This is a genomic window from Pseudomonas entomophila (assembly GCF_018417595.1).
GTDB lineage: Bacteria > Pseudomonadota > Gammaproteobacteria > Pseudomonadales > Pseudomonadaceae > Aquipseudomonas > Aquipseudomonas entomophila_C.
This window is the reverse complement of record NZ_CP070982.1, coordinates 4,708,327-4,734,830: the sequence shown is the minus strand read 5'-3', so window position 1 is coordinate 4,734,830 and position 26,504 is coordinate 4,708,327. Positions and strand designations below refer to the sequence as shown.

Here is a 26,504-nt window from a genome sequence, read left to right as displayed (position 1 = left end):
CAGGCGCGGTACGTTGCAATAGACGTAGGAGCGGATTTATCCGCGATGCGCCGCGCAGGCGGCGCTCGGTCTAACAGGCGCTGCATTTATTCCGTCGAACATCTTGAAAGGGTCGGCGTCAAACCCCCAACCCCTGATCCCACTCCGGTTCATCGCCGAACCGCTGTGCCAGGAAATCCAGCATGCTGCGCAGCGTCGCCGGCATGTGCTTGCGCGAGGTGTACACCGCATTGAGGGTCAGTTCCCGTGGCCGCGCCTCGGGCAGCAAGCGCACCAGCTCGCCACTGCGCAGTGCCGGGGCCGCCTGGTAGGTCGGCAGCATGGCGATGCCGGCACTGGCCAGGGCGGCCTTCTGCAGGGTCATGGCTTCGTTGGCGCTGATGTTGCCTTGCACCGGTACCGTGACACTTTGCCCATTCACTTCGAAATGCCAGAGGCTATGGCCGAAGTAGGCATGGGTCAGGCAGTTATGCCCGCTCAGTTCCTCGACCCGCAGTGGCGTGCCGTGCTCGCGCAGGTAGGCCGGTGAGGCGCAGACCACTGAACGGCACACGCTCAGGCGTCGGGCGATCAGGTTGGGGTCGATATCGTTGCTGGTGCGGATCGCCAGGTCGATACGTTCATCCACCAGGTTGACGGTACGGTCGAGCATCTGCAACTCCACCTTCACACCAGGGTAGCGCTTGACGTAGGCGGCCAGCGCTTCCACCAGTTGGGCCTGGCCGAACGAGGTGCTGACGCTGATACGCAACTCGCCCCGTGGGGCATCGTCCGGCTGGCGCACGGCGTTCTGCAGGTCGCCGGCCAGCTCCAGCATCTGGCGACAGCGTGGCAGCGTCTCGAGTCCAGCAGCAGTCAGGCTGAGCTTGCGGGTGGTGCGCTGCATAAGTCGCGCGCCGACCCAGTCTTCCAGCTCTGCCAGGTAGCGCGACACCACCGGCCGTGATAGCTCCAGATGATCTGCCGCCGCCGACTGGCTACCCAGGTCGACGACGGTGACGAATACGCGCATGGCGTTGAGGCGGTCCATGATCTGTCCGATTTTAGAAACAAACTATGTCGAAGCATCGCATTTTTTGTATTGGTTCGGGCAACTAAGCTTGCCGTCATCAACTCGCACACAGGAATTGCCAATGTCTCTGTTCACCCCCCTGCGTGGTCTGCTCCTGGGCCTTGCCGCCCTTGCCGGCCAGGCGATCGCCGCCGAACCGCTCAAGCTCGACGTGTACAACCCTGGCCATGAAGCGCTGTTCCCGGTCTCGTCGGTGATCGTCAGTGGTGCCCGCGACGCCATTCTGGTCGATGCCCAGTTCGGCAAGGGCCAGGCCGAACAGGTGGTGGAACGCCTGCGCAAGAGCGGCAAGCAGCTGACCACCATCTACATCAGCCATGGCGACCCGGACTACTATTTCGGCCTGGACACTGTCACCCAGGCGTTCCCCAAGGCCCGGGTGGTCGCTTCGGCCGCGACCGTCGAGCACATTCGCAAGACCATGGAGGGCAAGCTGGCCTACTGGGGCCCGCAGATGGGCACCGACAAGCCGGCGAAGCTGGTATTGCCACAGGTCCTCGACGGCAATCGCCTGGAGCTGGAAGGCCAGGCACTGGAAGTCGTTGGCCTGGACGGCCCGCAGCCGGACCGCAGCTTCGTCTGGATTCCCTCGATCAAGGCAGTGGTCGGTGGCGTGGTGGTATCGGAGCACATCCACGTGTGGATGGCCGACACCCAGAGCGCGCAATCCCACACCGACTGGCTGAACACTTTGGCCAACATCGAGAAGCTGGCGCCGCGTACCGTCATCCCGGGTCACTACCTGGGTGACAGCAGCCGCTCGCTGGAAGCGGTGCGCTTCACCGCCGGCTACATTCGTGACTTCGATGCCGAGGCGGCCAAGGCAACCAACGCCGACGCCCTGATCGCGGCAATGAAGCAGCGCTACCCGAACCTTGGTGAAGACAGCTCCCTGGAATTGGGTGCCAAGGTCGCCAAGGGCGAGATGCAGTGGTAACCCCTAATCAACCTGCTGGAGTGTTTCCCATGAGCAAGATTGCAATCATCGGCGCCACCGGGCGCGCAGGCAGCCAGTTGCTGGAAGAGGCGCGGCGTCGCGGCCATGAGGTGGTGGCCATCGCCCGGGATCCGTCGAAGCTGCAAGGCCGTGAAGGTGTGACCGTCAAGGCGCTGGATGCCAAGGACAGTGCTGCCCTGCAGGCTGCGGCGAGCGGTTGTGACGCGGTGTTGAGCGCGGCGCACTTCTCCACGATCGAACCCCACGCCATCATCGAGCCGGTCAAGCGCGCCGGGGTGAAGCGCCTGCTGGTGGTGGGCGGTGCCGGTAGCCTGCTGCTGCCTTCCGGGCACCGGGTGATCGACAGCCCGGACTTCCCCGAGGCCTACAAGGCCGAGGCCACTGCTGGGGTGCGTTTCCTCGACACGTTGCGCCAGGAGCCGTCGCTGGACTGGACCTTCCTCTCACCATCGGCGGAGTTCGTCGAGGGTGAGCGCACCGGGCATTACAAGCTGGGCAAGGATCACCTGCTGATCGGCGCCGATGGCAAGAGCTGGATCACCTTTGCCGACTATGCGATCGCGATGATTGACGAGTTGGAGAAACCAGCGCATTCGCGGGCGCGGTTCACCGTCGGCTATTGAGTCGTCTGCATCGCGGGGCAAGCCCACTCCCACGCAGAGTAACGTGGGAGCGGGCTTGCCCCGCGATCGATGTCATGATCGGGCGCGTTCCTGGAGCCACTCGATCAGTTCGACCAACCCCGCCGGCATGGTCTTCGACGGGCTCACCAGGTAATACCCTTTCCCGGTCCTCACCTTAAGCCCAAACGGCATGCACAACCGCCCGGCTTGCAGGTCGTCGCCAATCAGCGAGAAATCGCCGATGGCGATCCCCGTCCCTTGCCAAGCCATGGCCATCGCCATGTCCAGCGTCTCGAAATGCTGCTTCGGCCCCACAGGCTCGAATGTGGCACCCGCCGCCTGCAACCACAGCCGCCAGTCATGCTCGTCCCGCGACGGGTGCAGCAGCATGTGCCTCGCCAGATCCTGCAGGTGCAAGGGGGCGTTCGACAGTGAGGGCGCGCAGACCGGCGTGAGCTGCTCGTCGAACAGCTTGCGTACCTGCAGCCCATGATTGGGCTCGGCGCCATAGACCACCGCCGCGTCGAAACCTTCCCGGCGAAAGTCCACGCCATGCTGCACCGTGGTGGTCAGCTCTACCGGTACGTCCGGGCGCAGGGCCTGCCATTCCATCAGGCGCGGCAACAGCCAGCGCATTACGCAGGTGGGGGCCTTGAGTTGCAATGTCGTGCTGCGCCCGCCCACCTCGCGTACACCTTGCTCGATCAGGGCGAAGACCTGCTGCACCCGGGGCAGCCAGTCCTGGCCTTCGCGCGTCAGGGCCAGGCCACGGGCCTGGCGCTGGAACAGGGAGTAGCCCAGATGCTCTTCCAAACCGGCGATCTGCCGGCTGACCGCTCCCTGGGTGATATGCAACTGCTGCGCGGCACGGGTGAAATTGCAGTGCTGCGCGGTGACCAGGAAGGTATGCAAGGCGGGGAGGGGGGGAAGGCGTTTCATCGTGATAAGCCATGAGATGAGGTCATGGCTAGTATGTGTTTTTTTGCATTGTGGCGGTAGCCGCCGCTTGGTTCCATGAACACCGTTTTCAACAAGAATAGGGTATTCGGCGATGGCAACCTGTGGCGAAGTGCTGGTCAAACTCCTCGAAGGCTATGGTGTGGACCATGTCTTCGGCATTCCTGGCGTGCATACCGTGGAGCTCTACCGTGGGCTGGCGGCGTCTTCGATCCGCCATGTCACCCCACGCCACGAGCAGGGCGCCGGGTTCATGGCCGACGGCTACGCGCGTACCCGTGGCAAGCCGGGGGTGTGCTTCATCATCACCGGCCCGGGCATGACCAACATCACCACCGCCATGGGCCAGGCCTACGCCGACTCGATTCCCATGCTGGTCATTTCCAGCGTGCAGTCCCGCGACCAGCTCGGTGGCGGGCGCGGCAAGCTGCATGAGTTGCCCAACCAGTCCGCCCTGGTGGCTGGCGTGGCGGCGTTCTCGCAGACGCTGATGAGCGCCGACGACCTGCCCCAGGTGATGGCCCGCGCCTTCGCCGTGTTCGACGGTGCGCGGCCAAGGCCGGTGCATATCGAGATTCCGCTGGACGTGCTGGTCGAGCCAGCCGATCACCTGTTGCCAGGTCGCCCGGTGCGCACCGCCCGAGCCGGCGCAGCGCCGCTGGCCGTGCAGCAGATGGCGACGCGCCTGGCCAAGGCGCGCCGCCCGCTGATTCTTGCCGGGGGCGGTGCCCTGGCGGCAGGCGACGCACTCCTCTTGCTGGCAGAGCATCTTCAGGCACCGGTGGCGTTGACCATCAACGCCAAGGGCCTGTTGCCGGCACAGCATCCATTGCAGATAGGCTCGACCCAGACCCTTTCGGCCACCCGCGCGCTGGTCGCCGAGGCCGATGTGGTGCTGGCCATCGGCACCGAGCTGGCCGAGACCGATTACGACGTGACCTTCAAGGGCGGTTTCGAAATTCCAGGCAGCTTGCTGCGTATCGATATCGACCCTGACCAGACGGTACGCAACTACCTGCCGGAGCTGGCGCTGGTCGCCGATGCCGAGCAAGCGACCGAGGCCCTGCTGGTTGCACTGCAATTGCAGGCGCAACCACCGCGTGACGCCAGTTGGGGGGCAGCCCGCGCCGCTCGCCTGCGCCAGGACAATGCCGCGACCTGGGACCAACCGACCCTGAGCCAGACACGTCTGTTGACCAGCATCCTGGAGGCATTGCCCGAGGCCATCCTGGTGGGGGATTCGACTCAGCCGGTGTACACCGGCAACCTGACCCTGGACATGGCCCGGCCGCGTCGCTGGTTCAATGCTTCCACTGGCTACGGCACGCTCGGTTATGCCTTGCCGGCAGCCATGGGGGCGTGGCTGGGCAGTAGCGAGGTGCCTGCCAAACGCGCACCTTCGGTCTGCCTGATCGGCGATGGGGGCTTGCAGTTCACCCTGCCGGAACTGGCCAGCGCGGTGGAGGCCCAGGTGCCGCTGATCGTGCTGCTGTGGAACAACCAGGGGTACGAGGAAATCAAGAAATACATGGTCAACCGGGCCATCGAACCGGTCGGTGTGGATATCCACACGCCGGATTTCATCGGGGTGGCGCGGGCGTTGGGGGCAGAGGCGGAGAACGTCGCCGATGTGGCGCAGTTGCAGGCTGCATTGGGCCGGGCAGTGGAGCGCAAGGGGCCGACATTGATCCAGGTGGACCAGGGTGAGTGGCAGCGGGCGGTGCAGGGCTGATGATTGCTGCAAAGGCTGCGCCTGCGATTCGCCGGCAAGCCGGCTCCTACGAAGAGCCGGCTGCCGATGAAGTCAACCTGCGCTGGCGCGCAAGCGCGCCACATCGCGAATCGGTGGAGCGCCGTACAGGCGGCTGTACTCCCGGCTGAACTGCGAAGGGCTTTCATAGCCTACCCGATAGCCCGCCACCGCAGCCTCCAGCCCGTCATTGAGCATCAGCCGTCGCGCCTCCTGCAGGCGCAACTGCTTCTGGTACTGCAACGGGCTCATCGAGGTCACCGCCTTGAAGCGGTGATGCAGGGTCGAGATGCTGAGGTTCACCTCGCGCGCCAGGTCTTCGATGCGCAGCGGTTCCTGGTAATGCCGGTTGAGCCAGGCAATGGCCTGGCAAACCCTGTGCGTCTGGCTGTTGGACAGGGCGATTTCACACAGGCGCCAGCCTTGCGGGCCGCGCAGTACCCGGTACATCAGTTCGCGGCGCACCAATGGCGCAAGGATTGCGATGTCCCTCGGCGAATCGAGCAGGCGCAACAACCGCAACAACGTATCGAGCAATTGCGGGTCGCTTTTCTCCACGAACAGGCCACGGGCCGCCGACTGGTTGGGCACCAGCATCGGTCCGCTCTCGGCGATCAGCTGGCTGATCTGGGCCGGGTCGATATCCAGCCTCAGGCCCAGGCAGGGGGTTTGTGGGCTGGCTTGCAGAATCGCGCCGGTGATGGGCAGGGTGACCGAGACCACCATGTAGTGCAGCGGATCGTAGGTGTAGCGCTCATCGCCGAGGAACAAGGTCTTGCTGCCCTGGGCCAGGATGCACAGGGCCGGTTGCGCCAGCGCGGGCATGCCGCGCACGTCTTCTTCGTAGCGGGTCAGGTACAGGTCTTCGATCGCCGATACCGGCCCGTGCGGGCCTTGGGCGTGGCGCTGGATCAGCCCGGCCAGCTCCTGGCGTTGTTGTTCCAGGACGGGATCTAGGGGCGGGGAGGTGGTCATGACGGGTTTCCTCTGCTGACCGTGGCAGCATAGGTTTGGGCAAGGACGGACGCTAGACGAAAGCTGCACGTCGCTTGCCTGATCCTGCCGCGCTGCAGGATCAGGCAAGCGCTCGGCAGTATCGGCCTAACGACGCGCGCGGGCCAGCCCCTAAGCTTGGCAGCCTGGTTCGTCCCGTCCGCAGCAGCTCAAGGAGATCGTTCATGACCCAACAACAACCGGTTACACACCTGGCTTTCATCCGCGCCAGCAACGGTCGTTCGGCGGAGCTTGGCGTGCGTCTGCGCGATCTGCTGGAGCCTTCGTTGCGGGCGCCGGGCTGTTTGAGCTTCAGTGTGCAGCGCTCGCAGGTCGATGCCGACCTGTGGCTGCTCAGTGGCAGCTGGAGTGACGAGCGGGCGATGAGCGGATATTTCGCGTCGCCCACGCTGGACGTATTCGGCGAGCTGGTGCAGGAGCGTGTGGTCAGCAGCCTGGACTTGCACACGTTTGCCTGAGTGTCGGGGACGGGGTCACCGGCAAGCTGGATCTTGTTGAGCGAAATTTGCCCCATTGACCTGGTGCGACCTTTGTAGAAGCGGCTTCAGCCGCGATTACCCGCGAAGCGGGTACCAGGCACCGCGACGCCTGTATCGCGGCTGAAGCCGCCCCTACAGAGTTCTGGGTTGGGCCTCCACAGGAGGAGCGGCGGTGGCTGGGCGTGTAGAATGCCGTCCCTTGAACAATCAGGCGGAGTGCAGCATGGCACGTAGAGAATTCCCCCACTTCGAAGCGGTTTCGGCGATGGTCCCGGTGGAGGGCGGCGGCTATCACGCGGCGATTGCCGTGAAGGCCCTGAACATGGGCGGCGCGCCGCGCTTCCACAAGGTTCTCGACGGGCAGGTGTTCAAGTCGGCGATGGCCGCCGACGAGGCAGCCTGTGCAGAGCTCGAACGCCTGCGGGGCGTTGGTGAGGAAGGCGAACTGATCTTCTGATCAGGCCTGCGGGCGGGCCATCTTGAACAGCTCGCCCAGCGCGAAGTAGTCCGCCGGGCCGCCACCACGCAGGATCGGCTCGGCGGCGGCGGTATCGTAGATACCCTCCTTGAGCAGGTGCTCGGCAATATGCACGGCCACCACTTCACCCAGGATCAGCCAGCTGGGCACGAGTTCCTGGTCGGCACGTTTGAGTTGCACGATCTGGCTCACCTTGCACTCGAAGCTCACCGGGCTTTCGCCCACGCGCGGCACCTTGACCACGTTCGACGCAACTGGCGTCAGGCCGCTCAGCACAAACTCATCGACATCCGCCGCCACCGCGGCGCAGCTCTGGTTCATCTGCTCGGCCAGCGGGCGGGTGGCGAGGTTCCAGACGAATTCGCCGGTCTGTTCGATGTTGTTCAGGCTGTCTTTGCGCCCGACGCTGCAGAAACCGATGATCGGCGGAATGTAGTTGAAGGCGTTGAAGAAGCTGTAGGGCGCCAGGTTCAGGCGGCCTTCGCGGTCGTGGCTGGAGATCCAGCCGATGGGCCGGGGGCCGACGATGGCATTGAACGGATCGTGGGGCAGGCCGTGGCCTTTGGCGGGTTCGTAATAGTACATCTGCGCAAGGCCGCGAGGCCCTTCCTGTGTGGGAACGAGGCGCCTAGTGTGCCAAGGCTTTGCCTGGCTGAAAATGATCAAGCCCGGCCGAAGCCGGGCTGGTTGCACGCATCAGTGATCAGCTGATGCGGTGGCCGTTGGTGCGGTCGAAGCCATCTTCGGCAAAGCGCTGGCCATTGGTGCGGTCGAAGCCGTCTTCGGTGAAGCGCTGGCCATTGGTGCGGTCGAAGCCGTCTTCGGCGAAGCGCTGGCCGTTGGTGCGGTCGAAGCCGTCTTCGGTGAAGCGTTGGCCGTTGGTGCGGTCGAAACCATCTTCTGCATAGGTGCCTGCCTGGCTTTGCACGGCTGCGAAGCCGTGGGCGTTGGTGCGTTCGAAGCCATCTTCGGCGAAGGCGCCAGTTGCGATGACAGAAAGGGCGAGGGTGAGGATCAGTTTGTTTTTCATGGTGGTTGCTCCAGTTGAATCGTCGGGGGTTGTTGTTTCTATGGGTTCAATGCTACGCCAATAAATCTGATTAAAAAGCGCAAAAAACAACGCAATAAAATCGAATTATTCGATTTGTTTCTGCGCTATTCGTCCAGCAGAGAACGCGGCAGGGCTTGTAGCGCGGTTTCGGTTGCCAAGCGCCGTGAGGCTGCTTCAGTAGCCACACCAAGGGTGTTGGGAGTGGATTAATGGCAAGTTAAGAGGCAGGTCTTGTGATGTCTTGGGACGAGCAAACGGATTTTTCATACAGCGCCAACCGATTTTTCAGACAAGCTCAATCACCATCCGCCGCACTCAAATCCCGGAGCGGCAAACAATGAACAAACTCCCGCAAATCACCCTGGCCTTCTGGGTCATGAAGATCTGCGCCACCACCCTCGGCGAGACAGCGGGCGACCTGCTGTCGATGACCCTCGATATCGGCTATGCCATGAGCTCGTTGCTGCTGATCAGTGTGTTCCTGGTCACCCTGGCCACCCAGCTCTACTCGCGCCGCTACCACCCCATGCTGTACTGGCTGGTGATTCTCTCCACCAGCACTGCCGGCACCACCATGTCCGACTTCATGGACCGCACCTTGGGCCTGGGTTACGCCACGGGCTCCGCAGTACTGATCGGTATCCTGCTGGCGACCTTCGCCCTCTGGCGCCTGAGCGGCAATCCGCTGGATGTCACCCGCATCAAGAACCGTGGCGGCGAGCTGTTCTACTGGGTGGCGATCCTGTTCTCCAACACCCTGGGTACCGCATTGGGTGATTACCTGGCCGATGACTCCGGGCTGGGCTTTGCCGGTGGCGCGCTGCTGATCGGCTCGGCAATCGCGGTGGTGGCCGCGGCCCGCTACTGGACGAAGATTTCCGGCGTGGTGCTGTTCTGGATCGCCTTCGTATTGACCCGCCCGTTCGGCGCGACCCTGGGCGATGTGCTGACCAAGTCGCACGAGAAGGGTGGGCTGGACTTCGGTACTGTCGGCTCTTCGCTGGTGCTGGGTGGCGTGCTGCTGGTGCTGGTGCTGATGGCCACGCATTACCAGCGTCGCGAGCCACAACGTGTGGTGGAGATGTCCTGAGTTCAAGCCGGCATCCAATGAAAAAGGGGCGCTCCGTCGAACGGGGCGCCCCTTTTCGTCTTTCAGCGAACGAAGGTCAGTCCGTGGTGATCCGCGAATGCTGCTTGGTGTCCTTCATGGTCGCGTACACCAGCAGCGAGCAAGCGATGCAGCCGGTGACATACCAGTAGAAGCCGGTCTCCATGCCGTTGCTCTTGAACCACAGGGCCACGTACTCGGCGGTGCCGCCGAAGATCGACACGGTCAGCGCGTAGGGCAGGCCGACACCCAGGGCACGGATCTCGGTGGGGAACAGCTCGGCCTTCACCACGGCGTTGATCGAGGTGTAGCCGCTGACGATGATCAGCGCGGCCATGATCAGGAAGAACGCGCCCCACCAGGTTTGCACGGTGTGCAGGGTGCTGAGGATCGGCACGGTGAACAGGGTGCCCAGCACGCCGAAGGCGATCAGGATCGGGCGCCGACCGATCTTGTCCGACAGGCCGCCGATGATCGGTTGCAGGCACATGAACAGGAACAGCGTGGCCGCCGAGATGGTGGTCGAGTCGCTGATGCTCATGCCCACGGTGTTGACCAGGTACTTCTGCATGTACGTGGTGTAGGTGTAGAAGGCCAGGGTGCCGCCCATGGTCAGGCCGACCACGGTCATCAGCTCCTTGGGATGACGCAGCAGGGTGCGCATCAGGCTTTCTTTGGACTTCTCTTTCTTGGTGAAGGAGGCGGTCTCTTCCATGCCGCGACGCAGGTACAGGGCAACCACCGCGCACAGCGCGCCGATCACGAACGGCACACGCCAGCCCCAGGCATACAGCTGCTCGGTGGTGAGCGTCTGTTGCAGGATGATCAGCACCGCCAGGGCAATGAGCTGGCCGGAGATCAGGGTCACGTACTGGAAGCTGGAGAAGAAGCCACGGCGTTCCTTGCTGGCCATCTCGCTGAGATAGGTGGCCGAGGTGCCGTACTCGCCACCGACCGACAGGCCCTGCATCAGGCGGGCGACGACCAGCAGGACAGGGGCGGCGACGCCGATGGTTTCATAGCCTGGGGTGAGCGCGATCACCAGCGAGCCAGCGCACATCAGCAGTACCGAAGCCATCAACGCTGCCTTGCGGCCCTTGCGGTCGGCATACAGGCCCATCAGCCAGCCACCGATCGGGCGCATGAGGAAGCCCACGGCGAAGATCGCGGCGGTATTGAGCAGTTGGGCGGTGGTGTCGCCGGCGGGGAAGAAGGCCTTGGCGAAGTACAGCGAGAATGCGGCGTAGACGTACCAGTCGTACCATTCGACCATGTTGCCGATGGAACCACTGAAGATCGATTTGAGGCGGCTGGCGGTGGATTTTTCCACGGCGGGGGTAACGGCCGCCCCGGTGGGCAGAGTGCTGGCGTTATCCATCAGGGATACCTTCTCGTTGTTTTTGTGGAGCGCGCTCGAGGCGCAGCTTGAGAAGGGTTTTGCAGGAGGTGTGCCAAAGGGGGGCGCACACGCCCATTTGCGGTGCAGGGGCTGTTCGCCAGCAAGGCTGGCTCCTACAGAGGGCGCGTAACACCTGGCCTGATGCGATCTCTGTAGGAGTCGGCGTTGCCGGCCAAGGGCTTCATGACGATACCGGTCGTGCCTGTAGAAATAAGCGGATTCTTGCTCATTGGTGGTCGATGGTAGGCGGATTTCCGCTCATTCGCGCGTTATGAAATCTTCTCGCACCAGCCCGTGCCGTTGCATCTTCTCGTTCAGCGTTCGCCGCGGTAGCTGCAAGGCTTCCATCACGCCCTTGATCTCGCCCTTGTGCAGGCGCAGCGATGCCCGCAGGCATTGTGCCTCGAACGCTTCCATCTGGTCGGCCAGTGACTGGCCTGCAGCGCTTTCGTCCAGATTCGGCGAGCCCAACCCCAACGCATGGCGCTCGGCGGCATTGGCCAGTTCGCGCACATTGCCCGGCCAATCATGGGTCAGCAGCTGCGCAAGCTGCGCACCGCCCAGCGGTGGTGCGCTACGCCCCAGGCGCTCAGCGGTGGCACGGGCGAAATGCTCGAACAGCAGGGGGATATCCTCGCGTCGTTCACGCAAGGGCGCCAGGCGCAGTTCGGCGACATTCAGTCGATAGGCCAGGTCTTCGCGGAAGCGTCCGGCGCGGGCTTCTTCAAGCAGGTCGGGCTTGGTCGCGGCAATGATGCGCAGGTCGACGGCGATGCTCTGGTTGGCGCCAAGCCGCTCGAGCTTCTGCTCCTGGATCACCCTGAGCAGCTTGGCTTGCTGAGCCAGTGGCATGCTTTCGATCTCGTCGAGGAACACCGTGCCGCCGTTGGCGTACTCCAGCTTGCCGATGCGCTTGCCCTGGGCACCGGTGAAGGCGCCGCTTTCATGGCCGAACAGCTCGGCCTCGAACAAGGTTTCGGGAATCGCCGCGCAATTGAGCGCGACGAACGGCTTGTCGGCGCGCGGGCCGAAGTCGTGCAGGCAGCGGGCCACGCGCTCCTTGCCGCTACCGGTTTCGCCACGGATCAGCACGTTGACCGGCAGGCTCGCCAGGTCCAGCACCTGTCGGCGCAATTGCTGCAAGCCCTGGGACATGCCCAGCAGGGTCATCTCCAGTTTGCCCCGCAGGTCGGCCTGTTCGTGCAGGCGGCGGTTCTCCAGCACCAGCTGGCGCTTTTCCAGGGCGCGACGCAGGCTGCCCATCAGGTGCTGGGGGGTGAAAGGTTTTTCCAGAAAGTCGTAGGCGCCGTTGCGCATGGCCTCCACCGCCATGGGCACATCGCCGTGGCCGGTCAGCAAGATCACCGGCAGGTCGGGGTCCTCGGCCTGCAGCCGCTCGAGCAGTTGCAGGCCGGACAGCCCGGGCATGCGCACATCGCTGAGGATCACCCCGGGGAAGTGCTTGGGCAGCTGTGCCAGGCAGTCCTCGCCACGGGCGAACAGTTGCACATTGAAACCCGACAGGCTCAGCCACTGGTCCACGGCGGTGCGGATGCTGGCTTCGTCGTCGACGACGATCACGGAATTCAACATACAGGCTCCAGGTCGCGGGGCAGGGTGAGGCTGAAGCGCGCGCCGCCCGGCAGGTTCTCGACCTGCAGGCTGCCGCCGGCATCGATGACGATGCCATAGGAGATCGCCAGGCCCAGGCCCAGGCCTTCGCCCACCGGCTTGGTGGTGAAGAATGGGTCGAACACCTTGGCCAGGTCGGCGTCACGGATGCCGCCGCCGGAATCGAGCACGCTCAGCCGCCACAACCCCGCGTCGACCTCGATGCGGATCTCCAGGCGTTTGTAACGCTTGTCGACCATGGCGTCGAGGGCATTGCGCAGCAGATTGATCAGTACTTGCTCCAGGCGAATCGCATCACCGCGCACCCAGGCCGGGCGCGCCAGGTACAGGGCCACCTCGACGTCCTCGGCGCGAATGCGTGCCTCCAGCAGGTGCAGGGCCTGGTCGACCACGGTGGCCAGGTCCAGGCGTTCGCGCAGGCCGCCGGGGCTGTTGCGGGCGAAGGTCTTCAGGTGCCCGGTAAGCGCGGCCATGCGCGTCAGCATCTGCTCCAGTGGCTCCAGGGCCAGGCGGGCCTGTTCGTGACGGCCCTGGTCGAGCAGCAGACGCAGGGTTTCGAGTTGCATGCGCTGGGTGGTCAGCGGCTGGTTGATCTCGTGGGCGAGGGCGGCGGACATCTGCCCCAGCGCCGCCAGTTTGGCCGATTGCACCAGGCCCTCCTGGGCGGTGCGCAGCTCGCGGGTGCGCTCCTCGACCTGGCGCTTGAGCTCCTCGCGGCTGCGCTGGCGCAGGCGGGCCAGGCGCAGGCGCTGGCTGACGAACAGCGCGGCGAACACCAGGCTCAGCCAGATCGCGGCGGCGGCCAGGGCGGCGTTGCGACCGTCCTCGGCCACCTGCGGCTTGCGCAGCAGGTGCAAGGTCCAGCCTTCGGCCTCCAGTGGCAGGCTTTCCCAGAGGTACTCGGCGTTGCCATCCGGGCCCTGCACACGGGCCAGGTGGCTGCTGTCGGTGAAGCGGGTCAGGGCCTGGTGTTGCAGGGGGACCAGGGGTTGTTTGTCATACTGGCGGGTCTCGGCCAGTTCGGCGCGATCGGCGCCGCTCAGCGGCTGCAACTCGCGATAGCGCCAACCTTCCTGGTTGGCGATGAAGGTGATGCCGCGGGCGTCGCTGACCAGCAGGATGTCGCTGCCCTGACGCCATTCGCGTTCGAGTTCGGGGAACTCCAGCTTGACCACCATGGCCCCGAGGAAGCGGCCATGCTCGTCGTTCACCGCGCTGGACAGGAAGTAACCCGGCACGCCGCTGGTCACGCCGACCGCGTAGAAGCGGCCGCTGCCCTGGCTGCGGGTCTGTTTGAAGTAAGGGCGGAAACCGTAGTTGGAGCCGACGTAGGTGGTCGGCAGGCGCCAGTTGCTGGCCGCGATGGCCAGGCCTGTGCGGTCGAGCAGCTCCAGGGTCGAGGAGTTGGCGGCGCCGTTGATGCGTTCGAGCTTGCGGTTCAGAGCGTCCTGCACCTGCTCGGTGACCGGGCCGCGCAGGGCGTCGACCAACTCCGGGTCCAGCGCCAGCACGGCGGGCAGCGCGCGGTAGCGTTCGATCAATGTGTGCAGGGCATTGGCGTACAAGCCCAGTTGCTGGCTGGCCCGACGGGCGTCGGTTTCCAGTGCCTGGCGCTTGGCCTGGTGCATGGCCCAACCGGCGCTGAGGGAGGTGCCGACCAGGATCAGCAGGATGATCAGACCCAGGCGCAGGGCGCGGAAGGATGAGGGCATGGGGCGGATCCTGGTGTGGGGCAGTGGTGGTCTGTCGAATCTTGAGTGTCTGTACTGGCCCTTTCGCGGGCAAGCCCGCTCCCACAGGGAAAGTGCCAAAGCCTGTGGGAGCGGGCTTGCCCGCGAAAGGGCCGGACCTGCTTAACGCAGCTCGAAGCTCTGCTGCTGCACCGCTTGCGAATCGAGGCCGACCTGGACATTGAATTGCCCCGGCTCGGCCACCCGCTGCAGCTGGCCATTGTAGAACTTCAGGTCTTCTTCGTTGATGTCGAAGGTCAAGGTTCGTGACTCGCCGGCCTTGAGCATCAGTTTCTGGAAGTTCTTCAGCTCCTTGACCGGGCGGCTCATCGAGGCGCTTTCATCCTGGATGTACAGCTGCACCACGGTCTCGCCATCGCGCTTGCCGGTGTTCTTCACCGTCACCTTGGCCTGCAGGCTGCCACCGCGCTTGAGTGCCTTCTGCGACAGTGCCAGGCCCGACAGGTCGAAGCTGGTGTAGCTCAGGCCGTAGCCGAACGGGTACAGCGGGCCGTTGGGTTCCTCGAAGTACTGCGAGGTGTAGTTGCCCGGCTTGCCTGGCGTGTACGGACGGCCGATGCGCATGTGGTTGTAGTACATGGGGATCTGCCCGACCGAGCGCGGGAAGGTGATGGCCAGGCGACCGGACGGGTTGTAGTCGCCGAACAGCACGTCGGCGATGGCGTTGCCGCCTTCGGTACCGCTGAACCAGGTTTCGAGGAGGGCATCGGCCTGCTCGCGTTCCCAGGCGATCGACAGCGGGCGGCCGTTCATCAGTACCAGCACCAGCGGTTTGCCGGTGGCCTTCAGCGCCTTGATCAGGTCGCGTTGCACCGCCGGGATTTCCAGGGTGGTGCGGCTCGACGATTCATGGGACATGCCACGGGACTCGCCGACCACGGCGACCACCACGTCCGACTGTTTCGCGGCCTTGACCGCTTCGTCGATCAAGACTGCGGCCGGGCGTGGGTCGTCGACGATTTCCGGGGCGTCGAAGTTGAGGAAGTTCAGGTAGTCGAACATGGCTTTGTCGCCGGTCACGTTCGAACCCTTGGCGTAGACCAGCTGGGCTTTGCCTTCGACGGCACGGCGCAGGCCCTCGCGCACGGTGACCGAGTGATGCGGTTTACCGTCGGCGGCCCAGCTGCCCATCATGTCGATCGGCGCATCGGCCAGGGGGCCGACCAGGGCGATGGTGCCGGATTTTTTCAGTGGCAGTGTCTGCTCGCGGTTCTCCAGCAGCACCAGGCCACGGCGTGCCACGTCGCGAGCGGTGGCACGGTGCAGGCGGTCGTCGGCGTAGTAGTCCTTCAGGTCGGTTTCGGCCTTGGGAATGCGCACATAGGGGTCTTTGAACAGTCCCATGTCGTACTTGGCGCCCAGCACTTCACGCACTGCCTGGTCCAGTTCGGCCTGGCTGACTTCGCCGGACTTCAGCAGCCCCGGCAGCTCTTCGCCGTAGAGGGTGTCGTTCATGCTCATGTCGATGCCGGCCTTGATCGCCAGCTTGGCCGCCTCACGGCCGTCGCGGGCGACGCCATGGCGGATCAGCTCCTGGATGGCGCCGTGGTCGCTGATGGTCACGCCCTTGAAGCCCCACTCCTTGCGCAGCAGGTCATTCATCAGCCAGGTGTTGGAGGTGGCCGGCACGCCATTGATCGAGTTCAGCGCCACCATCACCCCGCCGGCACCAGCGTCGAGCGCGGCGCGGTAGGGCGGGAGGTAGTCGTTGTACATCTTCGTGAGGCTCATATCGACCGTGTTGTAGTCGCGTCCGCCTTCCACCGCGCCGTACAGGGCGAAGTGCTTGACGATGGCCATGATGCTGTCGGCGTTGGCTGGGCTCGAGCCCTGGAACGACTTGACCATCACCTGGCCGATCTTCGAGGTCAGGTAGGTGTCTTCGCCGAAGCCTTCGCTGGTGCGGCCCCAGCGCGGGTCGCGGGCGATGTCGACCATCGGCGCGAAGGTCATGTCCAGCGAGTCGGCGGCAGCCTCGATGGCCGAGGTGCGGCCGACCTTGGCGATGGCGTCCATGTCCCAGGACGAGGCCAGGCCCAGGCCGATCGGGAAGATGGTGCGTTCACCGTGGATAGTGTCGTAGGCGAAGAACATCGGGATCTTCAGGCGGCTGCGCATGGCGGCGTCCTGCATCGGCCGGTTCTCGGGGGCGGTGCGCGAGTTGAAGGTGCCGCCGATACGCCCGGCGGCGATCTCCTCGCGGATCTTCTCGCGGGGCATTTCGGGGCCGATGCTGATCAGGCGCAACTGGCCGATCTTCTCGGCTTCGGTCATCTGGCCGATCAGATGGTCGATGAAGGCCTGCTTGTCCTGCAGGGGCGGGGCGGGGGTGGCGGCAAGGGCCGCCTGACTGGCAAGGCCCATGGCCAGGCCCAGCAAAGACAGTTTCATCATCAATTCCGTTGTTGAGTGAGGCGAAAGGCCGAGACTATTCGTACGCCTGTTGTCGTAGTGTCCAGTGGCGGTTTTAGGGATCATTCGTCCATGATCCGACGCAGCCGCGGATTATGCCTTATATGAGGCCTTTGTTGAGATACACTCTCGCCACCCCGATGCCGGGATAACAACGATAAGAACGCTCGAGAGACGATGGCATGACCGAATACGAACAGCGCCAGATCGCCGAGGCGATCGCCCGCGCCGAACGGCGCACCGACGCCGAGCTTGTGACCGTGCTGGCCCGCCGCGCCGACGACTTCCCCTATCTGCCATTGCTCTGGGCCGCCCTGTTGGCGTTGCTGGTCCCCGGGCTGCTGCACCTGTGGTTGGGGGGGATCGGGGTTAATGGCCTGTTGCTGGCGCAGATGCTGACCTTCATCAGCCTGTGCCTGCTGTTGCGTCATCCGCGGTTGTCTGCCTGGGTGGTGCCTGCCGTGCTGCGCCGCCGGCGCGCCTCGGGGTTGGCCCGCCAGCAGTTTCTCGAACTCAACCTGCAGCGCACCGCAGGTGCCACCGGGGTGCTGATCTTCGTCAGCGAAGCCGAGCGGCATGTCGAGATCCTGGTCGACGAGGGAATCGCCCGGCACCTGCCCGAGCAGGCGCGCGAGGTCATCGTCGCCCGCTTCACCGAACAGGTGCGCCAGGGGCGAACATTGCAGGGCTTCGTCGAGTGCATCGAGGCCTGCGGTGAATTGCTCAGCGAGCATGTGCCGCCGACCCATGCGCGTAACGAACTGCCCAATCGGTTGGTGATTCTCGACTGAGCGCACAGCACAACGCCCTGTGCTGGCTGCAGTGGCGCTTTCGCCGGCAAAGCCGGCTCCTGCAGGTTCAGTGTCGATATCGAGGCTGGCGCGGCATGGCCGTCGCCGGCTCTCCTCAGGGGTTCGCGGGGGACCTGCATCGCGTAGAATGTGCGCCATTGCGCAAAGCGCCCCCGCATTCCGAGGCACCCGTTTCCATGTCTTTCCCTTCCTCCGCCCCCGCCGCGCCGGACGCGCGCGCTCAGTTTCTCGACCTTCTGGCCGACGCCCTGGCCAATGGCAGCCTCGGCAAGCTGGTGCTGGCGCGCCATGTCGGCGCCGACCAGACGTTGCAGCGGATCATCGCCAAACCGGTGCAGATCAAGGGTGAGATGAACCTGCAACTGGTCTACCGCCACCAGACCCGCGACATCACCCGCAACCTGCCGCTGGGGCAAGCCCTGGCGCTGGTGGCTGATCTGTTGCCCGAGCATTTTCGCAATGCCCACCTGTTTACCGCTGCCGGCGAAGTGCAACTGGAGTTCAGCAAGAAGGGCAAGCCGATGCTGCGCCGCCACCTGGCCCAGCAGGCTCCGCGCGAGGCGCCTGCGGGCGGGCATGATCGGGAGAAGAAGCGCTACCTGGAACTGTCGCGGCCGTTCCTGCGCGACCTGGGGGTGACCGATGCGCAAGGCGCGCTGATCCCCTCGATGTCACGCAAGTGGAAGCAGATCAACAAGTTCATCGAAGTCTTCGACCACGCCCTCAGCAGCGCACCCGTGACCGTGGAGCAACCCTTGCGGGTCGCCGATTTCGGCTCGGGCAAAGGGTACCTGACCTTCGCCATGCACGACTACCTGCGCAACACCCTTGGGCGTGAAGCGCAGGTCACCGGCGTCGAGCTGCGTCAGGACATGGTCGAGTTGTGCAACGCGGCGGCCGCGCGACTGGAGCACCCGGGGCTGGTGTTCGAATGTGGCGACGTGCGCAGCGTGGTGCCCGATGCCATCGAGGTGATGATTGCCCTGCATGCCTGCGATATCGCCACCGACTACGCCATCCACACCGGTATCCGTTGCAACGCCGCGATCATCATGTGCTCGCCGTGCTGTCACAAGCAGATCCGTCCGCAACTGCACAGCCCAGGCCTGTTGCAGCCGATGCTGCAGTACGGCCTGCACCTGGGGCAGCAGGCCGAGATGCTCACCGACAGCCTGCGTGCGCTGTACCTCGAGGCCTGTGGCTACGAGACCAAGGTCTTCGAGTTCATTTCGTTGGAGCACACCAACAAGAACAAGATGATCCTCGCGGTCAAGCGTCGACAGCCACAGGACAACAGCGCGCTGCTGGAGAAGATCGGCCAGCTCAAGGCGTTCTATGGGGTCCGGGAGCATTGCCTGGAAACCTTGTTGCGGGCAGACGGGTTGATTGCCGGATAGGCAATTGCCCGTATCGGAAGTTGTGGTAACGCTGCCCCCTATTTACGCAATTTCCCTATTTCGCATAGGCCTCTTCCGAAGCTGAAGGGATGAGGCTTTTGCGCGCGCCGCAGATCCTAGGCTGGATCGGGAGGACGCCCGTCGGTGTCTTTTGGTTGTCGCTTGACAACCTTCCTCCCCTGTCCATACTGGAGCGCAATCGATGGCCCGCCCCACCCACCCCAGCAAGGAAATCGAGCAGACCCTGAAGCACGCCGAGGCGCAGGGATGGAGAGTCGTGGTGGGCGGTGGCCATTGCTGGGGGCGGATCTACTGCCCCAACAACGATCTCGAATGCCGTTGCGGTGAGTTCTGCATCACCAGTGTCTGGAACACGCCCCGAAACCCAGGCACCTTTGCCCGCCAGTTGCGCAGGGTCGTGGACAACTGCACGTCGAGGGGTATGAACCTCAAGTCGCGAAGGCGCGTGGAGCCATGACGATGGAATACGAATTCACCCTCAAATACCAACTGGCCGATGCTGAGGATGTCGATGCGTTGGTCGAGCAGCTGGGGGAGGCTGGCTGTGATGACGCCGTCGTGGGGACTGGCCTGCCCGGCAGGATGGCCTTGTTCTTCACCCGGCAGGCCGGGTGCGCGAAGGACGCCCTTCACAGCGCCTTGGCGGATGTCCGGCGGGTTGCCCCGCAAGCCCGGTTGATCGAGGCCGCCCCCGATCTGGTGGGGCTGACCGATGTGGCGCAACTGGTGGGGGTTTCCCGGCAGAACATGCGCAAGCTCATGCTCACCCATCCCCACAGTTTTCCGGCGCCGGTACACGAAGGCACGGTCTCGATCTGGCACCTGGCCGATATCCTTTGCTGGATGCAGGCGCGAGGCACCTACGCGGTGGCCCAGGACGTCATCGACCTGGCCCTGGCGGCGATGCGGCTGAACGTCGCCGCGGCGCACGAGCGGGTATGTGGTGAGGGGGAATGTTGAGCGGGTGGGCGATGCATTCCATTGCGTCACCCCAGGCCGACATCTTCAGAAGAATCGCGTGACACTGATCTTGGCGTTGCGCCCGACGGTGTAGGCGTTCTCTCCGGACAGCTCGGGCCGGATGGCCTTGTTGAACAGGTTGTCGACCGTCAGGTTCACCTCGGTGCCTTTCAGGTAAGCCTGCTGTGGCTTCCAGTTGGCGAACAAGCCATGGATCTCGTACTTCTCATTCCCAAAATTGTCGTAGTAGCGGTCACCCAACGCACTGGCCGGGCCCTCGAAGTACTTGTCGCTGGGCAGGTGGTTCGTGGCACCGACGAACTGGGCGGTCCAGCCCACGCGGGCATCCCAGGCCGGGATCTTCACCCCCAGTGTGGTGATCCACTTCGGTGCCGGGACATCCTTGGCCCACACATCCGGCCCCCAGGGGTTGGTGTAGGCACCTTCGTGGCGACCTTCCATCCACGAATAGGATACTGCGCCGAACAGGTAGGTCGAGTCGTAGAACGTCTCGACCTCGAAGCCTTTGTAGACCACGTCGCCGATGTTGCGGTAGTTGCCCATCAGGCCGCCGCCGCAGGTATTGGCGATGGTGCCGCCAGTCACCAACTGTTGCTGGCAACCGACGCCGGTGGCCTTGAAGATCTCGTCGGTGATCTTGTTGCGGAACAACATGGTGCGCACCTGGGCGCTGTCGCCCTGGGTGAACACGTTGGCGAAGTTGCTGATGCTGCCCACGCGGATGCCGGTGATGCGTTCCGGGTCGAGGTCGCGGCTGGTCGAGGTACGGCTGCCCAGGCCTTGTACCTCGTACTGCTCGTCGAGCACCGGGGCGCGCCAGGTCTTGCTGTAGTCGGCGAACAGTGCGGTCTGTTCAGTCACCTTCCAGAACAGCGACAGGCGTGGCGACCAGCCGCTGTAGGTCTTGTCGCTGTAGTCGTGGCCGGCCGCAGGGTTGTTGTAGTAAGGGGCGTCGTTGGGCTTGCCCTCGTTGGTGACATGGTCATAGCGCAGCGACGGGGTGATGGTCAGGTCGCCCAGGGTGATGGCGTCCTGCAGGTAATAGCCCTGGCTGTCGACCTGGCCGCTGGGCATGAAGTAGGGCTGGAAGTTGCCGTAGTTGTACTTGGGCACTTCATAGGTCTTGCCGGGCATCCACATCTGCGTGTCGCGGTCGTGGCGGCGCACCTGCACGCCGGCCGTGAGCGCGTGCTCCAGGGGGCCGGTGAGGAAGGTGCTGGTGTTCTTCACATCGAGCATGCGGTCCTTGTACTCGGTGTCCATCTTGCGCCCGCCCGTGGCTGGCTGGAAGAACGCGGTGGCGTCACGCTCGTCGGTCTGCCGGGTATCGGATTCGGAGTACTTCACCTGCAAGTCGACCCAAGGGTTCTCGATGGGCTGGTACTTGTAGGTGGCCGACCAGGTGGTGTCGATGGTCGTGCGGTTGGCCAGGAAGCGCTTGAGCGCGCCGTCGTAGCCATACTTCTTGATGTCCGCCGCGTTTGGCGGCGCCGGGAAGGCGGTGGAGGCGAAGGTGGTCCAGCGTTCGCTCTCGGAACGCGACCAGGACAGCCCCAGGCTGTGTTCGTCGGTGAAGTGGATGTTGGTCTTGAGCAGCGCGCCGTCCAGGTCCAGGGCGCTGTAGGGCACGCGCTGGGGGTTGACCGGCCACTGGTTGGTCGGGTCCGGCAGGCTGTCGGCCATCTTCAGGTTGCCGCCGTCGCGCTTGGTGTAATAGACCAGGCCGTCGATGCGCCCGTCATCGGTGCGGCCGAACAACGCCGAGCTGTAGATTTGCTGGTGATCGTTGCTGGCATAGCCGTACTTGAGCATCGCGCCGCTGTTGCGGCCTTCCTGCAACAGGTCGCCGGCATCCTTGGTTTCCATGTTGACGCTGCCACCGAAGCCGCCATTGCCGGTCTTGACCGAGTGCGGGCCTTTCTCCACCTCGATGTGCTTGATCAGCTCCGGCTCGATGAAAATCGTGCCCTGCTGGTAGCGCTCGAAGCCGCTCTTGGGTGCGCCATCGACGGTCATTGGTACGTCCTCGGCGTCGCCCAGGCCCCAGATGTTGATGGTCTGGCCACCGGGCTTGGCCGATCCGCCCATGTTCACCCCGGGCAGGGTGGCCAGGACGCTGGGGATGTTGCTTGGTTGGTAACGGTCGATCTGCTCCTGGTCCAGGGTCGAGCGCCCGACGTTGCCTGGGTCGACCTGCTGGCCATCGCCGACGATGCTCAAGGCGCCCAGCTGGATGCTGTTGTCGGCGCTCGGGTCATCCTCGCGCAGGCGCACGACGTAGGTGCTGCCCATGCGCACCACGCTGAAACGGCTGCCCACGAGCAGGCGGCTGATGGCCGCCTCGGCTTCGAAGTCGCCTTTCAGTGCCGGGGCCTGGGCCTTGCCGAGCAAGGCCTCGTCGAACAGCAGCTGGACCTTGGCCTGCTGCGCCAGCTGGCTCAGCGAATGGGCCAGTGGCTGGGCAGGCAGGTCGAAGGCCACCGGGGCCGCCTCGGCGGCCAGGCTCATGGCCAGGCACAGGGCGAGCAGGGTGGGTCGGGCAGGCAGGCAGTGCAACGGACGCAACGCGGACAACATGGATTCCCCCAAACGGCAAAAGGCCGGAAAAAGGCCCGCCGTCACGCGGCAGGCGAGGAGGAAGACGTGGCGTTGCGAAACTTCCTCACCTGCGAATGATAAAAATTCTCAAATTATGGTTTTCAGCGTCGTTCGATGCGCAGGCGACCGTCCGCCAACAGGGTGGTCTTGACTGGCAGCAATGCCGGGAGCGCATTGAGCAGGGCATCCGGATCATGCACGTCGAGGTTGCCGGACACCTTGTAGCGGCCCAGTGCCGGGTCGGCGAGCAACACCGGCTGCTGGCGGTACAGGCCAAGCTCGTCGATCAGGCTGGCCAGCTCGCGGTTGCGAAAGCTCACATGGCCCTCGCGCCAGTCGGCCACCGGCTGTTCGCCCAGTTCATGGCGTACCAGGGTGCCCCGTGCCTGATCGTAGGTAGCGCCCTGGTGGGCGCCGAGCAGCAGCGGCGGTTGGCGCTCGCCTGGGGTCTCGAAGGCCACCTGGCCATGGGCGACGCCGACCACCAGTTCCCGGTCGCCACGGCGCAGGTCGAAGCCGGTGCCCACGACGCGCACGCGGGCGCTGCCGGCATCGACGAACAGCGGGCGCTCCTTGTCGGGCGCCACCTCGATGTACAGCTGGCCATGGTCGAGGTGGATCAGCCGGCGTTCGGCGGTGAACTCCAGGCGCAGGCGGGTCTGGGCATTGACATACAACTGGCTGCCGTCCGGTAGGCGCAGGCTGCGCATCTCGGGGCTGGCAGCCAAGCGCTCGCTGTAGGTTTCGCTGCCGGCGCCCAGGTTGCCCACCAGCACCGTGGCCAACACAGCGGCCGCCGCCGCCAGTGCCGGGCGCCAGCGAGGGACGCGACGCACTGGCAGGGGCACTGGCCGGCTGGCGTGCTTGAGGGCGGCGAGGTCGTCCCACAGTTGCTCGAATTGACGGTAGGCGCGGGCGTGCTCGGGGGTCTGCATCCACTGGGCGAACGCCTTGCGCTGATCCCGCGATGGGGCGTTGCGGTTGCGGCTGAACCAGCTGGCCGCCTGGGCGTCGATGGGGCGCGGGTCGAGTTCGTCGAGGGGGGTCATGGAAGCTGCTCCGTGCCGGTGTCACTGTCCAGGCGTTGCTTGCACTGCAGCAGGGCGGCGGCGATGTGCTTCTCGACCATGCTGACGGAAATGTTCATGCGTTCGGCGATCTGGGCCTGGGTCAGGCCTTCGAAGCGGTGCAGCATAAGGGCTTCTCGACGTCGCGGCGAGAGTTGCGCGAGCACTTGGCGCAATTGATTCAGCCGCTGTTGCTGCTGGGCATGGTCAAGCGGCTCGTTGCCGGGGGTGGCCAGCTCATCGGTGGGGGCGTCATCCTCCAGCACCGCGTGGCGGACTTTCTGCCGGCGCCAGTGGTCGCTGAGCAGATTGCGCGCGACCTGGAACAGGAAGGCCCGTGGCTGCTGCACCTTGGCACGGTCGCGGTAGCCCAGCCACTGGGCGAACACATCCTGGGTCATGTCCGCGGCATCGCTGGCATTGTCCATGCGCTTGCGCAGGAAGTGCAGGATGTCAGCGTAGAAACCACGGCAGGTTTCCTGGGCGGCGGGGTCGGGCTTGGGGTGCTGCATGCACGCTTTCCGAGGCTGGCGTGGGAAAGGCGTGGATCTTATCGATAATTATTTACATTTGCAAAATGTTGCCCAAGCGCTGATTTCAGCGCCGACGGTTGTGGCTGTCCGGCACGCTGATGGCCAGCTCGGCAAGGCCCAACGGGTGGGTGGAAGCGTCGAAGAAATGCAGTGAAACATCGTCAAGGTCGGCGAAACGATCGATGAAATGCTGCTTCTGGTTGATGATCGACGCTTCGCTCAAGGGGCGAATGGCAATCGCCAGGTGCTTCGGCCTGGCGTGGCGCAGCGCATCGAGCAGGTGCTGGTCACTGCTGTCCAGGTGCTGTCCGAACAGGCACACCCCTTCGTGCTCGCGGGCTAACTGGCCCAGGCACCAGGCCAGGTAGTCGGAGTTGCGGATCGCTCGCAGCTTGTCGTCGCTACGGCTTTCGTTGACGAACAGCGGCACTTCACCGGGAATGTTGACGGCGAAACCTTCGAGCAGTTCGGCTTGTTCGGCGCTGCGCCGGCGGGTGCTGCCGTCGGGGAGCTTGAGCAAGTGCATGCCGCCGTGCAGGTGCATCACACGGATGCCTTCGCCACCGGTGCGACGCACATCGAAGAAGCCTTGTTCGTCGAACAGATCGGCGAAGCCTTCCGGGGCTTCGGCGATGGCCCACGGCAGGATCAGGTCGTAGTTGCTGGTGTAGACGCTCTGGTATTGGCGCAGGGCCTGGTTGATCGCCTTGCGGGTCGCCGCGCCGAGCAACGGCCAGGGCAGATGCACGGCACGCACCGCGTGGATCAATGCTTCCTTGATCGAGTAGTAGCGGTTCAGCGGCGCGGTGGAACTGATCGCCAGCGCGGCGTTGGCCCGCACCGTGGTGTTCAGGGCACTGAGCAGCGGCTCGAACAGTTCGCTGCCCAGGGCCTTGAACAGCGCCTGGTCACTCACCCCCAATGCTTTGTGCCGCACGCGCTGGGCCTCCTCGAACAGCGAGAAATAGCCAAACGGCTTCCACAGTGCGCGGCTGGCGCCGTTGCCCAGCAGCAGGGCGCTGCACGGATGGCGTTGGTTGAGGTCGGCCCAGGCGGGCAGGTGGGCGTCGAGTGCGGGCATGGGCGGTCCGTTGGGTGTGGCGGAAAACGCGGGGACTTTAGCATGTCATGCAGAGTGTGCGAGGCTTGCGGCCTGCAGGAATCCACCGGCCCCTGCAACCACCTGTAGACAGCGGGCTTGCCCGTAAGGGGTCGGTACAGACAGACAAAGGACTACTTCAATGCACAAGACCCTCATCCAGGCCCTTGGCCTGACCACCCTGCTGGCCACGGGGGCTGCCCAGGCCGTCGATGGCCAGGCGCTTGCCCGTGCCCAGGGTATCCCGCAACCAGCGGTGATCGCCCACCGCGGCGCCTCGTTCGACGCCCCCGAATCCACCACGCCCGCCTACCAACTGGCCCGTGAACTGGGTGCCGACTACCTGGAAATGGACCTTCAGCGCACCCGCGATGGCGTGCTGGTAGTGGTCCACGATGATGTGCTGCTGCGCACCAGTGACGTCGCCGAGCGCTTCCCCGAGCGCAAGAACAGCCCGGTGAGCGCCTTCACCCTCGCGGAACTCAAGTCGCTGGATGCCGGCAGCTGGTTCAACAAGGCCTACCCCGAGCGTGCCCGGGAGCACTTCAAGCAACAGCGCATCCTCACCCTGGATGAAGTGATCGATATCGCCGAGGCGGATCCCAAGCGCCACCCAGGCCTGTACATCGAGACCAAGGAGCCGGCCCAGTTCCCAGGGATCGAACAGGACCTGAAGAAGCGCCTCGAGGCGCGAGGCTGGCTGGACAAGCCGGGCAAGGTGGTGCTGCAGACCTTCGACCGCAACAGCCTCAAGCTGCTGCACGAGGCCATGCCGCAAGTGCCGAAGATCCTCCTGTTGTGGGTGGCCAAGGGCAGTGTCGAGCCGGCCTCGGGGCAGGATTTCGCCGAGTCGGGTGAACAGGACAAGTCGGCCTTCTACGCACGCCAGCAGCCCAAGGACCGCGCCGAGTTCGAGCGCTGGCTCGGTTATGCCAAGGAAGGTGGCGCCATCGGCACCGGCCCTTCGGCGGTGCGCACGCATCTGGGTGAGCAGAGCTATTCCGACCTGATCCAGCCGTGGATGAACCAGGCAACCCATGAGCGCGGCATGCTGGTGCACGTCTACACCCTCGACGAAAAAGTGGACTTCGAGAAGGCCATGAAGGCGGGGGTGGACGGTATCTTCACCAACCGTGCGGGTGAGCTGATGCGTTTCTATGGCCGATCGGTCGGCAAGGAAGATCAGTTGCTGGGCACGTTGGGCTATTGATCTGAAGTGGACCGCACTGTTGGCGGTCCCTTCCGTAGGAGCCAGCAAGGCTGGCTCCTACAAGGCGAGCCGTGCCGTGCGAGACTGGCGATGGCTGAATGA

At 64.4% G+C, this 26,504-nt stretch carries 24 protein-coding genes; 11 read left to right on the top strand and 13 right to left on the bottom strand.

All coding sequences use genetic code 11. From position 1 onward, the window contains the following. Positions 1 to 118: 118 nt before the first annotated feature. Positions 119 to 1,030 (bottom strand): LysR family transcriptional regulator, encoded by a 912-nt coding sequence (locus JYG34_RS20705; protein WP_213658116.1) that lies wholly within the window; start codon positions 1,028 to 1,030, stop codon positions 119 to 121. Between the two features lie 103 nt (positions 1,031 to 1,133). On the opposite strand from JYG34_RS20705, the gene JYG34_RS20700 reads away from it, so the two are divergent. Both JYG34_RS20700 and JYG34_RS20695 read left to right on the top strand, forming a co-directional pair. Further along, the gene (locus JYG34_RS20700; RefSeq protein WP_213658115.1) at positions 1,134 to 2,009 is read left to right on the top strand and encodes an MBL fold metallo-hydrolase; all 876 of its coding nucleotides are present in this window, start codon (positions 1,134 to 1,136) and stop codon (positions 2,007 to 2,009) included. 29 nt (positions 2,010 to 2,038) lie between these two features. Then, on the top strand, positions 2,039 to 2,653 hold the full coding sequence (locus JYG34_RS20695; RefSeq protein ID WP_213658114.1) for an NAD(P)-dependent oxidoreductase: 615 nt from the start codon (positions 2,039 to 2,041) through the stop codon (positions 2,651 to 2,653). Between the two features lie 72 nt (positions 2,654 to 2,725). Here the strand turns inward: JYG34_RS20695 and JYG34_RS20690 are convergent, their stop codons facing one another. Beyond that, positions 2,726 to 3,592, bottom strand: a complete 867-nt coding sequence (locus JYG34_RS20690; protein WP_213658113.1) for a LysR substrate-binding domain-containing protein — start codon at positions 3,590 to 3,592, stop codon at positions 2,726 to 2,728. Between the two features lie 112 nt (positions 3,593 to 3,704). On the opposite strand from JYG34_RS20690, the gene JYG34_RS20685 reads away from it, so the two are divergent. Then, complete coding sequence (locus JYG34_RS20685) at positions 3,705 to 5,342, top strand: 5-guanidino-2-oxopentanoate decarboxylase (protein ID WP_213658112.1); 1,638 nt, start codon at positions 3,705 to 3,707, stop codon at positions 5,340 to 5,342. Positions 5,343 to 5,414: 72 nt separating this feature from the next. On the opposite strand, the gene JYG34_RS20680 is transcribed toward JYG34_RS20685, so the two are convergent. After that, positions 5,415 to 6,335 (bottom strand): AraC family transcriptional regulator, encoded by a 921-nt coding sequence (locus JYG34_RS20680; protein ID WP_213658111.1) that lies wholly within the window; start codon positions 6,333 to 6,335, stop codon positions 5,415 to 5,417. A gap of 203 nt (positions 6,336 to 6,538) precedes the next feature. Between JYG34_RS20680 and JYG34_RS20675 the strand changes: the two genes are divergently transcribed. After that, positions 6,539 to 6,832 carry a putative quinol monooxygenase gene (locus JYG34_RS20675; protein WP_011535405.1) on the top strand — a complete coding sequence of 98 codons (294 nt, stop codon included), beginning with the start codon at positions 6,539 to 6,541 and terminating at the stop codon, positions 6,830 to 6,832. Between the two features lie 244 nt (positions 6,833 to 7,076). Further along, the gene (locus tag JYG34_RS20670; RefSeq protein ID WP_213658110.1) at positions 7,077 to 7,310 is read left to right on the top strand and encodes a hypothetical protein; all 234 of its coding nucleotides are present in this window, start codon (positions 7,077 to 7,079) and stop codon (positions 7,308 to 7,310) included. Here the strand turns inward: JYG34_RS20670 and JYG34_RS20665 are convergent, their stop codons facing one another. Beyond that, complete coding sequence (locus JYG34_RS20665) at positions 7,311 to 7,916, bottom strand: flavin reductase family protein (protein WP_213658109.1); 606 nt, start codon at positions 7,914 to 7,916, stop codon at positions 7,311 to 7,313. A 118-nt stretch (positions 7,917 to 8,034) separates the two neighbouring features. Further along, positions 8,035 to 8,361, bottom strand: coding sequence for a hypothetical protein (locus JYG34_RS20660; protein ID WP_213658108.1), 327 nt, complete (start codon positions 8,359 to 8,361; stop codon positions 8,035 to 8,037). Positions 8,362 to 8,719: 358 nt separating this feature from the next. On the opposite strand from JYG34_RS20660, the gene JYG34_RS20655 reads away from it, so the two are divergent. Then, positions 8,720 to 9,472 (top strand): COG4705 family protein, encoded by a 753-nt coding sequence (locus JYG34_RS20655; RefSeq protein ID WP_213658107.1) that lies wholly within the window; start codon positions 8,720 to 8,722, stop codon positions 9,470 to 9,472. 76 nt (positions 9,473 to 9,548) lie between these two features. On the opposite strand, the gene JYG34_RS20650 is transcribed toward JYG34_RS20655, so the two are convergent. The 4 genes from JYG34_RS20650 to bglX form a co-directional block, all read right to left on the bottom strand. Continuing rightward, positions 9,549 to 10,868 carry an MFS transporter gene (locus JYG34_RS20650; protein ID WP_213658106.1) on the bottom strand — a complete coding sequence of 440 codons (1,320 nt, stop codon included), beginning with the start codon at positions 10,866 to 10,868 and terminating at the stop codon, positions 9,549 to 9,551. A 279-nt stretch (positions 10,869 to 11,147) separates the two neighbouring features. Next, positions 11,148 to 12,482, bottom strand: a complete 1,335-nt coding sequence (locus JYG34_RS20645) for a sigma-54-dependent transcriptional regulator (RefSeq protein ID WP_213658105.1) — start codon at positions 12,480 to 12,482, stop codon at positions 11,148 to 11,150. Beyond that, positions 12,476 to 14,233, bottom strand: a complete 1,758-nt coding sequence (locus JYG34_RS20640; protein ID WP_213658104.1) for an ATP-binding protein — start codon at positions 14,231 to 14,233, stop codon at positions 12,476 to 12,478. The genes JYG34_RS20645 and JYG34_RS20640 overlap by 7 nt, the downstream gene beginning before the upstream one ends. 141 nt (positions 14,234 to 14,374) lie before the next feature. Next, positions 14,375 to 16,666 carry a beta-glucosidase BglX gene (gene bglX / locus JYG34_RS20635; RefSeq protein ID WP_213658103.1) on the bottom strand — a complete coding sequence of 764 codons (2,292 nt, stop codon included), beginning with the start codon at positions 16,664 to 16,666 and terminating at the stop codon, positions 14,375 to 14,377. A gap of 200 nt (positions 16,667 to 16,866) precedes the next feature. Between bglX and JYG34_RS20630 the strand changes: the two genes are divergently transcribed. From JYG34_RS20630 to JYG34_RS20615, 4 genes are all read left to right on the top strand, one after another. Continuing rightward, a complete protein-coding gene (locus JYG34_RS20630; protein WP_213658102.1) occupies positions 16,867 to 17,475 on the top strand; it encodes a TPM domain-containing protein in 609 nt (202 codons plus the stop codon). 197 nt (positions 17,476 to 17,672) lie between these two features. Next, positions 17,673 to 18,893 (top strand): class I SAM-dependent methyltransferase, encoded by a 1,221-nt coding sequence (locus JYG34_RS20625; protein WP_213658101.1) that lies wholly within the window; start codon positions 17,673 to 17,675, stop codon positions 18,891 to 18,893. Between the two features lie 202 nt (positions 18,894 to 19,095). Next, positions 19,096 to 19,371, top strand: coding sequence for a hypothetical protein (locus JYG34_RS20620; protein WP_213658100.1), 276 nt, complete (start codon positions 19,096 to 19,098; stop codon positions 19,369 to 19,371). A gap of 2 nt (positions 19,372 to 19,373) precedes the next feature. Next, positions 19,374 to 19,874: a helix-turn-helix transcriptional regulator gene (locus tag JYG34_RS20615; protein ID WP_213658099.1), complete on the top strand. Its 501-nt coding sequence runs from the start codon at positions 19,374 to 19,376 to the stop codon at positions 19,872 to 19,874. A gap of 45 nt (positions 19,875 to 19,919) precedes the next feature. On the opposite strand, the gene JYG34_RS20610 is transcribed toward JYG34_RS20615, so the two are convergent. The 4 genes from JYG34_RS20610 to JYG34_RS20595 all read right to left on the bottom strand — a co-directional run bounded on the left by JYG34_RS20610 (position 19,920) and on the right by JYG34_RS20595 (position 25,174). After that, the gene (locus JYG34_RS20610) at positions 19,920 to 22,472 is read right to left on the bottom strand and encodes a TonB-dependent receptor (RefSeq protein ID WP_213658098.1); all 2,553 of its coding nucleotides are present in this window, start codon (positions 22,470 to 22,472) and stop codon (positions 19,920 to 19,922) included. Between the two features lie 122 nt (positions 22,473 to 22,594). Next, complete coding sequence (locus tag JYG34_RS20605) at positions 22,595 to 23,542, bottom strand: FecR family protein (RefSeq protein WP_213658097.1); 948 nt, start codon at positions 23,540 to 23,542, stop codon at positions 22,595 to 22,597. After that, positions 23,539 to 24,072 carry an RNA polymerase sigma factor gene (locus JYG34_RS20600; RefSeq protein ID WP_213658096.1) on the bottom strand — a complete coding sequence of 178 codons (534 nt, stop codon included), beginning with the start codon at positions 24,070 to 24,072 and terminating at the stop codon, positions 23,539 to 23,541. The genes JYG34_RS20605 and JYG34_RS20600 overlap by 4 nt, the downstream gene beginning before the upstream one ends. An 85-nt stretch (positions 24,073 to 24,157) precedes the next feature. Next, on the bottom strand, positions 24,158 to 25,174 hold the full coding sequence (locus JYG34_RS20595) for a DUF4917 family protein (RefSeq protein ID WP_213658095.1): 1,017 nt from the start codon (positions 25,172 to 25,174) through the stop codon (positions 24,158 to 24,160). A gap of 160 nt (positions 25,175 to 25,334) precedes the next feature. Here JYG34_RS20595 and JYG34_RS20590 point away from each other — a divergent pair, with 160 nt between their 5' ends. Further along, positions 25,335 to 26,402 carry a glycerophosphodiester phosphodiesterase family protein gene (locus JYG34_RS20590; protein WP_011535387.1) on the top strand — a complete coding sequence of 356 codons (1,068 nt, stop codon included), beginning with the start codon at positions 25,335 to 25,337 and terminating at the stop codon, positions 26,400 to 26,402. Positions 26,403 to 26,504: the final 102 nt, after the last annotated feature.

What these genes read in the sequence shown, in the direction of transcription:
- JYG34_RS20620 (WP_213658100.1), top strand. Translation starts at nt 19,096, where the DNA reads ATGGCCCGCCCCACCCACCCCAGCAAGGAAATCGAGCAGACCCTGAAG.
- JYG34_RS20660 (WP_213658108.1), bottom strand. Translation starts at nt 8,361, where the DNA reads ATGAAAAACAAACTGATCCTCACCCTCGCCCTTTCTGTCATCGCAACT.
- bglX (WP_213658103.1), bottom strand. Translation starts at nt 16,666, where the DNA reads ATGATGAAACTGTCTTTGCTGGGCCTGGCCATGGGCCTTGCCAGTCAG.
- JYG34_RS20610 (WP_213658098.1), bottom strand. Translation starts at nt 22,472, where the DNA reads ATGTTGTCCGCGTTGCGTCCGTTGCACTGCCTGCCTGCCCGACCCACC.
- JYG34_RS20675 (WP_011535405.1), top strand. Translation starts at nt 6,539, where the DNA reads ATGACCCAACAACAACCGGTTACACACCTGGCTTTCATCCGCGCCAGC.
- JYG34_RS20665 (WP_213658109.1), bottom strand. Translation starts at nt 7,916, where the DNA reads ATGTACTATTACGAACCCGCCAAAGGCCACGGCCTGCCCCACGATCCG.
- JYG34_RS20630 (WP_213658102.1), top strand. Translation starts at nt 16,867, where the DNA reads ATGACCGAATACGAACAGCGCCAGATCGCCGAGGCGATCGCCCGCGCC.
- JYG34_RS20595 (WP_213658095.1), bottom strand. Translation starts at nt 25,174, where the DNA reads ATGCCCGCACTCGACGCCCACCTGCCCGCCTGGGCCGACCTCAACCAA.
- JYG34_RS20705 (WP_213658116.1), bottom strand. Translation starts at nt 1,030, where the DNA reads ATGGACCGCCTCAACGCCATGCGCGTATTCGTCACCGTCGTCGACCTG.
- JYG34_RS20640 (WP_213658104.1), bottom strand. Translation starts at nt 14,233, where the DNA reads ATGCCCTCATCCTTCCGCGCCCTGCGCCTGGGTCTGATCATCCTGCTG.
- JYG34_RS20600 (WP_213658096.1), bottom strand. Translation starts at nt 24,072, where the DNA reads ATGCAGCACCCCAAGCCCGACCCCGCCGCCCAGGAAACCTGCCGTGGT.
- JYG34_RS20695 (WP_213658114.1), top strand. Translation starts at nt 2,039, where the DNA reads ATGAGCAAGATTGCAATCATCGGCGCCACCGGGCGCGCAGGCAGCCAG.
- JYG34_RS20645 (WP_213658105.1), bottom strand. Translation starts at nt 12,482, where the DNA reads ATGTTGAATTCCGTGATCGTCGTCGACGACGAAGCCAGCATCCGCACC.
- JYG34_RS20700 (WP_213658115.1), top strand. Translation starts at nt 1,134, where the DNA reads ATGTCTCTGTTCACCCCCCTGCGTGGTCTGCTCCTGGGCCTTGCCGCC.
- JYG34_RS20655 (WP_213658107.1), top strand. Translation starts at nt 8,720, where the DNA reads ATGAACAAACTCCCGCAAATCACCCTGGCCTTCTGGGTCATGAAGATC.
- JYG34_RS20650 (WP_213658106.1), bottom strand. Translation starts at nt 10,868, where the DNA reads ATGGATAACGCCAGCACTCTGCCCACCGGGGCGGCCGTTACCCCCGCC.
- JYG34_RS20670 (WP_213658110.1), top strand. Translation starts at nt 7,077, where the DNA reads ATGGCACGTAGAGAATTCCCCCACTTCGAAGCGGTTTCGGCGATGGTC.
- JYG34_RS20605 (WP_213658097.1), bottom strand. Translation starts at nt 23,542, where the DNA reads ATGACCCCCCTCGACGAACTCGACCCGCGCCCCATCGACGCCCAGGCG.
- JYG34_RS20690 (WP_213658113.1), bottom strand. Translation starts at nt 3,592, where the DNA reads ATGAAACGCCTTCCCCCCCTCCCCGCCTTGCATACCTTCCTGGTCACC.
- JYG34_RS20685 (WP_213658112.1), top strand. Translation starts at nt 3,705, where the DNA reads ATGGCAACCTGTGGCGAAGTGCTGGTCAAACTCCTCGAAGGCTATGGT.
- JYG34_RS20615 (WP_213658099.1), top strand. Translation starts at nt 19,374, where the DNA reads ATGGAATACGAATTCACCCTCAAATACCAACTGGCCGATGCTGAGGAT.
- JYG34_RS20590 (WP_011535387.1), top strand. Translation starts at nt 25,335, where the DNA reads ATGCACAAGACCCTCATCCAGGCCCTTGGCCTGACCACCCTGCTGGCC.
- JYG34_RS20625 (WP_213658101.1), top strand. Translation starts at nt 17,673, where the DNA reads ATGTCTTTCCCTTCCTCCGCCCCCGCCGCGCCGGACGCGCGCGCTCAG.
- JYG34_RS20680 (WP_213658111.1), bottom strand. Translation starts at nt 6,335, where the DNA reads ATGACCACCTCCCCGCCCCTAGATCCCGTCCTGGAACAACAACGCCAG.